The sequence below is a fragment of the Spirulina subsalsa CS-330 genome (assembly GCF_028330765.1).
GTDB lineage: Bacteria > Cyanobacteriota > Cyanobacteriia > Cyanobacteriales > Spirulinaceae > Spirulina > Spirulina subsalsa_A.
This window is the reverse complement of sequence record NZ_JAQMTY010000153.1, coordinates 1-12,013: the sequence shown is the minus strand read 5'-3', so window position 1 is coordinate 12,013 and position 12,013 is coordinate 1. Positions and strand designations below refer to the sequence as shown.

7 protein-coding genes are annotated in these 12,013 nt (G+C 54.7%); 3 read left to right on the top strand and 4 right to left on the bottom strand.

The features are described from left to right. The first annotated feature begins 168 nt into the window (after positions 1–168). Both PN477_RS10410 and PN477_RS10405 read left to right on the top strand, forming a co-directional pair. Positions 169–1,794, top strand: coding sequence for an iron uptake porin (locus tag PN477_RS10410; RefSeq protein WP_272120670.1), 1,626 nt, complete (start codon positions 169–171; stop codon positions 1,792–1,794). Between the two features lie 96 nt (positions 1,795–1,890). Then, positions 1,891–2,307 (top strand): two-partner secretion domain-containing protein, encoded by a 417-nt coding sequence (locus PN477_RS10405; protein WP_272120668.1) that lies wholly within the window; start codon positions 1,891–1,893, stop codon positions 2,305–2,307. A 70-nt stretch (positions 2,308–2,377) separates the two neighbouring features. On the opposite strand, the gene PN477_RS10400 is transcribed toward PN477_RS10405, so the two are convergent. Both PN477_RS10400 and PN477_RS10395 read right to left on the bottom strand, forming a co-directional pair. Beyond that, complete coding sequence (locus PN477_RS10400) at positions 2,378–3,946, bottom strand: ArnT family glycosyltransferase (protein WP_272120666.1); 1,569 nt, start codon at positions 3,944–3,946, stop codon at positions 2,378–2,380. Between the two features lie 54 nt (positions 3,947–4,000). Then, positions 4,001–5,785, bottom strand: a complete 1,785-nt coding sequence (locus PN477_RS10395; RefSeq protein WP_272120663.1) for an EAL domain-containing protein — start codon at positions 5,783–5,785, stop codon at positions 4,001–4,003. 221 nt (positions 5,786–6,006) lie between these two features. Here PN477_RS10395 and PN477_RS10390 point away from each other — a divergent pair, with 221 nt between their 5' ends. Beyond that, on the top strand, positions 6,007–9,831 hold the full coding sequence (locus PN477_RS10390) for a CHAT domain-containing protein (RefSeq protein ID WP_272120658.1): 3,825 nt from the start codon (positions 6,007–6,009) through the stop codon (positions 9,829–9,831). A gap of 68 nt (positions 9,832–9,899) precedes the next feature. Here PN477_RS10390 and PN477_RS10385 read toward each other — a convergent pair whose 3' ends face one another. Next, entirely contained in the window at positions 9,900–10,616 is a 717-nt protein-coding gene (locus PN477_RS10385) for a biliverdin-producing heme oxygenase (RefSeq protein WP_272120656.1), read from the bottom strand. Between the two features lie 185 nt (positions 10,617–10,801). Beyond that, a complete protein-coding gene (locus PN477_RS10380) occupies positions 10,802–11,758 on the bottom strand; it encodes a sulfotransferase family protein (protein ID WP_272120653.1) in 957 nt (318 codons plus the stop codon). Between the last annotated feature and the right edge of the window lie 255 nt (positions 11,759–12,013).

Genomic DNA, 12,013 nt, shown 5'->3' with positions numbered 1-12,013 from the left:
CAGGATAAATCAATGGCGTTAGTCGTTGAGCCTAGCAACCCTCTGCAACTCTCGTTGTTTGAGTGGATAAATGGTCAGGTAACTGGCTGTTCAGAATCCCCCACTATAGCCCGTAGGGTTTAGTGGGGGAGTATGTCAATGATTGATTACACCTTGCCCCCCTGAACCATGCTAAAACCTGTTGCTGCTGCCCTTGTGAGTGGATCGCTCCTGTTGAATCCCAATGCCGCGTTTGCCCAAACCCCGGCTGTATCCCAGTTTCAAGATGTATTTCCCGACAGTTGGGCCTACAGTGCTTTGAATCAACTGGTGCGGAATTATGACTGTTTAGCGGGCTATCCCGATGGGAGTTTTCGGGGCGATCGCGCCCTCTCCCGCTATGAATTTGCCGCCGCGCTGAATGCTTGTCTCCAACAAATCGAGCGGCTCTTAGCAGCAACCACCGCCAATGCTGTCTTAGCGGAAGACATGGCGACGATTGATCAACTGCTGCGGGAATTTAATACCGAATTAGCGATCGTGCGGGGTCGCGTCGATGGCATGGAAGCGCGGGTGCAGGAACTCGAAGCGAGTCAGTTTTCCACCACGACAAAGTTAAGCGGTGATATCACCTTTGCCTTTAATGATGAATTCGGCGGCGATGCGGTGAACAATATTACCCGCAGCAATGCCAGCATTACAAAAGAAGCCGTCATGCAGTACCGCGCCCGGATCGAACTGCTCACCAGTTTTACGGGGCGCGATCGCCTCCGCACCCGGCTCGTCGGCAGCAACAACGCCCCCGTCCTCGCCGACAGTGGCACAACCGGCGGCGACAATCCCGCCAATCTCCTTTTCAGCAACGATGGCCGCCTCGCCATGGACAGCAGCCTCGTCAACCGCAATAGCAGCAGAGTCCACATCGATCTGCTCAGTTACAGTTTTCCCCTCGGAGAACGGGGCGAGTTGAGCATTTTTGGGGCTGGGGGGTCACACTATCGCTACGCCGACACGGTGAATCCTTATCTTGATGATGAAGACACGGGCAGTATTGCCATCTCGCGGTTTGGGCAACGCAATCCGATCTATGGTATTGGGGGCGATGGTTCCGGGGTGGGGTTGAATGTTCGCCTCAGTGACGCGATTCAGGTGGATTTGGGGTATTTGGCGAATCAGGCAGGCACACCGGATCGGGGGTTTGTGAATGGGAATTATTCGGTTCTGGGTCAGGTGGTGCTGGGGGGCGATCGCGCCAAACTTGGCCTCTCGATGGTTCACGCCTACAATGCCGCCAATGAATTCCGCTTCGGCGGCAGCGGCACAGCCACCGGCTCCTTCGCCGCGAACCTAATCCCCCTCGCCCTCAACGCCAATGCGGGCCGCCCCTTCTCGGATCGCACCCTCAATACTCCCGTGGTCAGCAATTCCTACGGCATCGAGGCAATGGTACAGCCCAGTGACTTTTTTGCCCTGTCGGGCTGGGTGGGACTGACGAAAGCGCGGCTCATTGAGGCGGGCGATAGCGATATTTGGAACTATGCGATCGCTCTTTCCTTTCCCGACCTGGGCAAACCCGGCAGCATGGGGATGCTCCTCGTTGGCAGTGAACCCACCCTACGCGGCCTTGAGGTGGCGGGTTCCCGTGTACCCCTATTCGATACGGATAACGTCTGGCACATCGAAGCCGCCTACCGCTATCAACTCAATGACCGAATCCGGATCATTCCCGGTTTAATTTGGCTTCCCGCCCTCAATCAAAATGAAGGCAATGATGATGTTTTCATCCTCTCGATTCAAAGTCAATTTGAGTTTTAGGCGATGCCAATGTTGTCCTTATTATCACTTAGAATAAAAGCCATCACAGCACACCACTCCTGAATCGAAAGAATGCGAAACTCTCTGCCAATACTGTTGGCGATTCCGATCTCGTGGAGTGCGATCGCACCCCCAGCCCCCGCCCAATCCATCACCGCCGCCCCCGATGGCACAGGCACAACCATCACCATTGATGGGCAAAGCTACCACATCAATGGCGGAACCCAAGCCGGGGCGAACCTTTTTCATTCCTTCCAACAGTTCGGCCTCAGTAGTAGCGAAATCGCCAATTTCCTCAGCAATCCCAGCATCACCACGATTTTCGCCAGGGTTGTCGGGGGTGATCCCTCCCTCATCAATGGCTTGATTCAATCCCCCCAGAAAATCCCCCCATTCCTAACGCAACTTCAGAAGGAATTTGTTTCCCTGATTGTGAACCTGAAGAACCATCAGAAGCAGCCGTCGAATTTGTTGAACAACTTCAAACTGATACATCTGGACGAAGCACTTTAGATGTCGGTGTAGAAAACATTAGCGAAGACTGAGCCTGTTGAAGTCTAAACGGCTAGACTTCAACGCTTCATCATTGATCACCTTGGGGGGCGAGGAGGTGGAAGCCGTCGGCGGTGGCGAGTTCGGTGGCGGGGGCGATCGCATCCCGTGTGGCAGTATCGACGAGGAGAAAATGGGTGGCGTGTTGGGCTTGGAGGGTGGGGAGATCGGCGGGGATCAGGGGGCGATCGCTGTAAAAGTCGAAACTGGGGCGGCCGTCGGGGTGGCTCATATAAATCACGGCATCCGGGGGCGTTTGGGCTTGGACGATCGCGCCAATGGCTCGCACCGGGAACTGTTCATTGACTTCCCACACCCAAGCTTGGGAACAGAAGAGACTGGCTAGGCTGAAATAGAGGCCGATCGCAAGGGTGAAGACGATGCGATCGCGTCCCGATTCTCTGAACAAGGCTCGCGCCACGAAGCCAAAAGTCAGCGTTGCACAGACCGCCGTGATCAGCAGCGGCAGTTGGGGATCGGCAACGGCGAGATAGATCCCACCCGCGATCGCCACCATGGTTAAAAACGCGAAAAAATAGCCATAGCCCCGACTCGGCCGCTGCACCGTTGCAAAATAGCCGCCTAAAATCACCGCCAAAAAGGGATAACAGGGGAAAAGATACCAAGGCAATTTTGTCCCCATCCCACTGACGACGGCTAAAAATAGGCTAAATCCCAAGAGGGCAAAGAGTCCCCAGGATTGCCACTGTTGTCCCGCTTGCTTGACCCCGATGGGAAAAAACACCAACCAGGGCCACCCGTATTTAACAATTTCCAGCAGGTAATACCACACCGGGCCGTCGTTACCTTCCACGGCATCCCCCAGGCGATCGAATCCCTGCGCCCCAAAATGCACCGTTAAAAAGTCCGGGCCGTAGGTGTGGTATTGCACGATGTACCAGGCTCCGGCGATCGCAATGCCAAGGAACAGACCCAGCCAAGCGTAGGGATTCCGAAACAGTTCCCACCGCTGGGAGAGGAGAATATATAGCCCCGCAATGCCCCAAATCGCCAGAACTAAGATGCCTTTGGTGAGGGCGATCGCACCCAAGCACAGCCCGATCCCCACTGCCCAGGGGGGCCGTTTTTGCGCCTTGAACAGACAGAGAAACAGCAGAATCATCGCCGTATTGACAATCCCATCCAACATCGCGAGGCGGCCATGACGCACCACGGGCAAGAGGGTGAGATAGACCACGGCGGGATAAAGGGCCTGGCGTTGATCGCGGAATAATTCCCGACCGAGGCAGTAGAGCAGCGGCACACCGAGGGCAGAGGCGATCGCTAACGGGGCCCGTAGCGAAAATTCCAACCCTGGCGATCCCAAGGCATCGCCGCCCCCCAGCCCATACCCCAGCGCCATCAACCAAATCGCCAGGGGGGGCTTTAACCAAAACGGCTGCCCGAAGATGGAAAGATGAAGCCAGTCGTGCGATCGCACCATCTCCCGCGCCAACAATCCATAGGTTCCCTCATCCCAATCCCGCAGCGGCATCCCCCCTACGCCAATCAACCACAGCCCCAAAGCCGCCACGGTTAACCCCCAAAACCAACGCTGATCCGTGGTGGTGGATTGAAGCAAGGGAAAACGGTGGGCCATGGGTTTAAACCGGGGAATGGGTGGAGACTGCGATCGGCGGCAAGCCGACAGGGGCTAGGGTTTCTCGGTTGCCAATTTTAGGTTTGGGGAAACCGCCGCATTGTGATTGTCCATGAAACTTGCCCAATCTTCCACTTCGAGGGGACGACTCAACCAAAACCCTTGGATCGAGTGACAGCCTCGCACCTGTAAAAACTCCTGTTCCGCCTCCGTCTCAACCCCTTCCGCCACCACCTTAAATTTAAGTTGCTTGGCCATGCGTAAAATGGAACTGACGATCGCTTGTTTTTTCAGGTCGCGATCAACCTCACGAATAAAGGAGCGATCGATTTTCAGAATGTCAAAATGAAAATGCTGGAGATAGGAAAGAGAGGCATATCCTGTGCCAAAATCATCGATCGCAACCTGAATCCCTAGGGTTTGCAATTGCTTGAATTTTTCTGCCGTTGAGGTGATGCTGTCTACTAAAATACTTTCCGTGAGTTCTAGTTTTAAACAATGGGGAGGTAAGCCCGTGGATGCCAGAATTGCAAGCACATGATCCACAAAGCCGCGATCCATGAGTTGTTTAGTTGAAACATTGACAGCGATCGCTAAATCTCCCCAATCATCATGGGTGCGCCATTGAACGGCCTGTTGACAGGCTGTTTCTAAAATCCAATACCCCAATTTAACAATAAAATTGGTTTGTTCCGCCCAGGGAATGAAGTCCAACGGAGAAACTTCACCTAATTCCGGTGAGTGCCAACGGGTGAGAGCTTCCGCACCGATAATTTGATCCGTTGAAAGGTCTAGTTGAGGTTGATAGACTAAGCGAAACTCTTGATGCTCAAATGCTTTCTCAAGATCAAAATTCCTCGCCTTTAAGAGTCGAACCTGACTTTCAGACAAATTACACACTTGGAACTGTAAGATTTCCAGGATGCCATACAGTTCTAACGGATCAAGAACTTGGGTCAGATTCGTTTCGGTAATAATTCCGGCTAAATAACCATCAGTCGTGGTCACCACTAAGCGCCTGACCCGTAACTGCTGCATCAATTCTTGAACCGTTCCCAGCGTATCTTCTGGATGCACACAGGTTAGGGGCGCACTCATGACCGCATCCACGCTAATTGTGTTGAGGTCTAATCCTAAGGCTTTGAATTGTAAAATATCACGTTCGGTAATAATGCCCAGCGGGATAGATTCAGATACTTTGATTTGCGATTCATTCAGACTACTTTCAACACTTTGGGGATTGACGACCACAACACAACTAATATTGTAAGCCGCAAGACGCTGCACTGCGGCCCGCACGGAGTCAGTGGGCAGCACCGTCACAACATGAGAAGTCATTACTTCTTGAACTTGCCGAAAGCGCAGAAAATAACTGGTATTGATGGCACGGCGTAAGCTCGAAATGGTGATTAACCCTTGAACCTGTTGGGCCGCATTGACCAGGGGTAAATGACGCACCCGATGCCGTCGCATGAGGTTATACACCACAAACAGATCTGTAAAGTCTTCGCGGATAAGACTGAAGACCGGCGTGGTCATGACATCACAGACGAGGGTGCGATCAAGATCGATATCATTCAAGGTTAAGCGAACAAAATCCCGCTCGGTTAAAATCCCTTGCAATATGCCATGATCCGTGACCAAAATACAGCCTGGATTCTGACTAATATGCTCTAAGTCATTATTCACAGACTCGGGCCGCACTTCGGGGATATTGCACAGTATTTCACGATTCATCAGCGTGATGACTGCTGCGAGGGTGGACTGAGGTGAAATCTGAATTGGAGCGGGAAGAATGGCCTCTTCAAGATTGTCGTAGGAGCTAGGAGGCTGGCGCATTATGCTGACGGGAAACAACGCTAGATATGTCCCACTGTACCGTGAAGATTTCGTCTGGTTACAGGGCTGGGAGGATTGGCCATGGGTGAGTTGTGGCCGTTGGCGAAGTTGTGGGGTAAGGACAGACCGATCGCGGCCCACCTTAACGGTGAGAAGAGGACTCCCGTTAGAGTCGCCGAGTAGAATCGGAGGGTGAACCCTGCAACGCTCCTTATTTGTGTATGAACTCGCGACTTTTCCCCATTGCCCTCCTCTGTAGTCTCTGCACGTCCCCCCTCGCCACAGCCCAAACGATCGCGCCTGCCGCTGACGGAACCGGCACGATCGCAACTCCCAACGGCGATCGCATCTCGATCACTGGGGGCAGTCTCAGCGCCGATCAACTCAATCTCTTCCACAGCTTTGAATCCTTCGGCCTGACGGCGGCTCAAACTGCGACGTTTTTTAGCGATCCCCAGGTGATGAATATTTTAAGCCGAGTGGTGGGCGGGGATGCCTCGTTGATTAATGGGCTGCTGGAGGTGGTGGGGAGTAATGCGAATTTGTACCTGATCAATCCGGCGGGGATTGTGTTTGGGTCACAGGCGCGGCTGAATGTGGGGGGGGATTTTTTCGCAACGACGGCGGACGGGATTGGCTTGAGGGATGGGGGGTGGTTTGATGCGGTGGGGGCGATGGATTATGGGCCATTAACCGGCACGCCGTTTCAGTTTCGGTTTGAGCAGGCGGAACCGGGGGCGGTGGTCAACAGTGGCGATCTTGCTGTGCCCACGGGGCAACGGTTGGGCTTGATTGGGGGGACGGTGATTAATATGGGCAGTCTGACGGCTTCAGCGGGGGAGGTGTTGATCACGGCAGTTCCAGGGGAAAATATTCTCCGCCTCTCGCAACCGGGGCAACTCCTCAGCCTTGAGATTCCCGCCGAGGATCTGACCGCGACGACGATCGCGCCGCTGAATTTACCGAGCCTCTTAACCGGGGGTGATGTGACGGTGACCAGTACCGGGACTCTGAAACTGCAAAGCACCCAGAAAGAAATCCCGATCGCGCCTGGTCTGACGGTTCACAATGGCGCGATCGCGGTCAATGGAGAAATGGGGGGAACGGTGGTGATCGGCGGGGAAGCGATCGCCCTCAGTGGCGCAACGATCAACGCCAGCGGCAACAACGGCGGCGGCACAGTCTTGATCGGCGGTGAACAACAGGGCAGCGGCTCGATGCCACGGGCGAATTTCACCGTGATCGATGAAACGAGCCAGATTCGCGCCGATGCCCTCGACCAGGGGGACGGTGGCCGGGTCATTCTTTGGGCGGACGACACCACGGCGTTTTACGGCGATATTTCAGCGCGAGGTGGGGAAACGGCTGGGAATGGTGGTTTTGTGGAAGTGTCCGGGGCGGAAAATCTCGTCTTTCGGGGCAGGGTGGACACGGCCGCACCCCAGGGAAAAATCGGGTCGGTGTTGCTCGATCCGACAAATATCACGATTCGGGCGGGGGCGGGAGTTTCAGGGTTTAGCGGTTCGCTGCTGTTTGCCGATCCGGGGCCGACGGAAATTTTTGAAAGTGAACTCGAAAGTGTTGCCGGATCGATTACGCTCCAAGCCACGAACGACATTATTTTTGAGGATGCCGCCGATAATCTTTTTAACCTCGCGTTGGCATCAGGGCCGATCACCTTCACGGCGGGCCGCAACATCACCATGACCGACACCAACGATACGATCCAGGCACTCCAAAGCGTCACTTTCACCGCTGGGGGCAATTTGGCTCTGGGGTCTATTAGTACAGCCGCAGCCATGGGGCCAACGGGGTCTATTACCCTGACAGCGGGGGGATCGGTAACGGCGGAGGAATTAAAAACCGAGGTTCTCAATGGCGGCGCAGCGGGGGCGATCGCGATCACCGCAGACGGCCCAATTGATGTGGAGGATATCCTCACCATCTCCAACTCCGTGAGTCCCATCAACACCTTTGGGGGAAATGTCACCCTAACCACCACTGCTCTAGGGGGCAACATTAAATTTAATGACCTGCAAACGACTGCAACGTCGGGTGCGATCGCCGTGGCTGGCAATGTGGCGATCGCTGCACGGGGAACAGTACAAGGCGAAGAGATTGATACCAACGGAACCACCACATCAGGATCGGTATCAATCACCCATGATGGCGGGCCGGATAATGTCAGCTTTACGGTGGGGGATGATGATGTGAATGGCGTTGAAGATATCACCACATCGGCGATCGTGGCAGATCAAACAGTGCCCATAACGGCCAATGGTTCCACGGTGACGGTGGGCCCGCAAACGACGATCACCTCAATCAATAGTCCGCCAACGGTTCAGGGGTTCAGCGTCACCACGATCGCAGGTCAGCCGACGCAGTTCACCTTCCAAGACCTCGCAACGCGGATTAGCGACCCCGACGGCGACACGATCGCATCCCTCACCCTCTCAAACCTAATCACCACGGGAACCTTCACCCTCAACGGCGTGACGATTAGCGATCGCACCACGCCGATCACCCTCAGCACCGGGGACGTACTCACCTATACCCCCGATGCCAGCCTGGGGGGAACCGTGACCCTGTTTGACCTGAATGGGGGCGATCGTATTAGTACGGGAACCGCCAGCATCACCACCACCGCCAGCATCACCACCGGCGCGGGTGAGCTTTTTAACACCTGCCCCCCCTTCTGCGATCCAGGGCTTGATCCCCTCGGTGCGATTGAGCCGCTCACCGCGTCCCAGTTCACCAGCCTCGAAGCACAGTTTACCAATACGTTTGCCGCCCATCTCGGCCTCCCTCGCCCAGAGGTGGTCAGTGTGGATCAAGCCCGCGAATTGCTCCGCTCCGTGGAACGACGCACCGGGGTCAAGCCCGCGCTGCTCTACATTAGCTTCACTCCTGGTCTGATGGGGACGGGAGACCGCGATCGCACCAAAGCCCACGGGAAAGATCCGGCCTACCCTGCCTTGGCCCAGGGGGGAACATCAACCCAGTTCATAGAAGAGAATGCCACCCTGGATTTACTGTTGATCACCGGAGATGAGGAGGAAAAGCCGATTCATGTGCCGATGCTGGGGGTGACTCAGGAAAACGTGACACAATTGGCGCGACAGATGCAGCGCGGGGTGCAGAATGTCACCTCGAATGCGTATCAGCGATCGGCGCGGCAGTTGTATAGCTGGTTGATCGCACCGATCGAGGCGGCGTTACAGGCGCGGGGGATCGCACATCTGGCCATTGTGCCGGATCAGGGGTTGCGATCGCTCCCCTTCGCTGCCTTGATGCAGGATCAGCAATTCTTGATCGAACGCTACAGCCTCAGTATGATGCCGAGCTTGTCCCTGAGTTTGTTTGAATACAGCGATCTGGCGGATCTGAGTGTTTTGGCCATGGGAGCCGATACCTTCACCGACCAAGCCCCCCTCCCGGCTGTGCCCAGTGAATTGGATATCATCGCCAACCAACTCTGGCCGGGCACGATTTTGCTCAATCCAGACTTTACCCCAGCCAATGCGATCAACCGGCGCGATCGCACCCCCTACGGCATCGTCCACATGGCCACCCACGGCGAATTTGAACCGGGCGCGATCGGGAACTCCTACCTCCAATTTTGGGGCGATCAACAGTTGTCCCTCGATCAAATTCGGATGCTCAATTTTCATCAACCGATGGTGGATCTGTTGGTGCTCAGTGCTTGCCGGACGGTTTTAGGGGATGCAGAGGCAGAATTGGGGTTTGCGGGTTTGGCTGTGGCTGCCGGGGTGAAAACCTCCCTCGGTAGTCTCTGGTATGTCAGTGATGAGGGCACACTCGGCCTGATGAGCAGCTTTTATCAGGCCCTCAAAACCGCCCCGATCCGCGCCCAAGCTCTCCAACAGGCCCAACTGGCGATGCTACGGGGTGAGGTGGTACTGGAGGGGGGAGAGTTGCGATCGCCCACCGCCACCTTCTCCCTCCCTGGCAACCTCACCACCTCCCGCCAATTCCAACATCCCTACTATTGGAGCAGTTTCGTGATGGTGGGCAGCCCTTGGTAGCTAGACCTAACCCCTGTTAACGGGTTTTCGCTCTGAGGCGGGGATTTCAATCCCCGACGGGGGAGAACTTAGGTCGCCAAGCCGGTTTCGGTGCTGCCCCGGCTGTTGCGGCGGGTGAGGCTGTTGAAGAGCATCGTTCCGATCGCTTTAATCAAGTTGCCTTCGAGTTCGTCGAACATTTTCATATTCATGCCAAAGGCGGCGTTGGCTTCTTCCACGATCGCATCGGCCGTGGCTTGGTCAACGGGTAACGTATCCATGGCGGCGCGATACTGGGTTTTGAAGGCCTTCTCGTCGGGAATTTGTTCAAACTCGTAGAACGCCGTACCCTCGCCGTCTTCGAGCTTCATCGCGGTGACGGCGATTTTTTTGAGGATTTGACCACCGGAGAGATCGCCGAGATAGCGGGTGTAGAGGTGCGCCACGAGGAGTTCCGGGCGTTCGTTGGCAATCTCACGAATCCGATCAACATAGGCTTGACCCACGGGCGAAATGACCACTTCGGTCTGCCATTGGGGGCCATAGTAGAAGGCTAAATCTTGTTCGAGGGCAGCTTTGCGGTTCAGTTCCGGAAAATAGACCGGGGCGAGGACGGGATGGTCTTTGAGGCGTTCCATCTCGGCTTCCATGGCACCGTAGACATAGTAGAGGTTAGCTGCAAGCTTCCGGTACGAGGTTTTCTCGACTACGCCCCGCAAGAAACATTTGATGAAACCCATGTTTTCTGCCATGGTGTGGGACTTTTTCGTCCCTTCTTTGAGCATTGTAGCTAAGTTGACACTCATACTTATATATCCTGTTCTATGATATGGAGTTTTAAACGGAAAATTTAGTGACCTAGTTTGTTAGGTTAAACCGATTTACTGAGAAACGGTGTTAAGAATCGTTACAGGCGGCGGGGAGTTCGTGGCGGGTCTAACCCTGAACCAGGGGGCGATCGCACTCTTGCCGCCCCATTCATCCTGAGGCCTTATCGCCAGGATTTTTTCAGGTAATGGCGATCGATTTCATTCAGTTCGTATTGAATGGGGCGATGGAGTTCTTTCAAGCCCAATCGACGGGTAAAAAAGTCGGCGATGAAGAGTTTCAAGCCGTAACGATGGATGCGAAACTGCACCCGTTTCCACCAACTCTCAACCGTGAGCGCGAGACGCTTGTAAGTGTTCAAGGGTAGAGGGGTGAGGCCGCTGGGTTCATAGCCCCGCAGCGAGAGTAAATCCCCCACCCGCGTTTCCACTTGGCGCACTCCGGCCGGGCTGAGGGTCTGCTGCCAAGCCTGTAGGCCTGCCGGGGTGGGGAGTTCATAATCGCTGTAGTCGGGATAGCGGAGCATCGCGTTATCGTAGGGCACACCGATGAAGGTGCAGAGGTCGTTTAAGACGGTGAGATGGTCGGCCATCAGGTCTTCGTAGCGCACTTCGATGAAGCGATCGCTCGTCAGTTGCAAACTAAACCCTTCCCAGAGTAATTCCGCCGTCAGCCATCGCTGTACCCCCGTCCAGGCATTCCCCGCCACCCCCGTTTCTACACAGGACTGGGCCACATCCCTCGGATCGCGCACGAGATGAATAAACCGAGCCGCAGGCCACAGGGCTAAGAGGCGATCAAAATGTTCATGGACGATCGCCCCCACAATCGGCTTCTGATGTCGTTCCCGCTGTTGTTCTAAAAAGCTATGCACCAAGTCCGGGTAACTCAGGTTGACATCGATGATGAAGCCCCGCGACTGAAAAATACGATGGGTAGACAGCCAATCGTGATACGTGGGTAAATCTGGAAACCGCCCCTGATGATCCACCCAGGTCACGGCATATTCAAACTCATCACACCAAGTAATTTGGGGGTGATTGTGCAACATCAACCGCAGCAGCACCGTGCCCGAATATTCTGCCCCCACTAAAAAAATGGGGTCTTGTGTTTCCACCATGTCTTCAATCCTCTCCTCTGCGTTTATCTTACAATGTGCAAAGAAGACTCCCACTATAAAGCGAGTCCGAGTAGAGTTACCGAAGGTAACGGCGGACGTGCCTTTTAGTGGCGATATGAATTTGCACCAACAAACAAATCGAGCGACAGCGAGTCCTTTAATTGAATTTTTGCCATTTTGTATGATAGTTTGATATGCTATTCCTGGGGAAGATTAAAACTTAAAACTTAAAATACAGTCGGTAGCTGAAAAGTT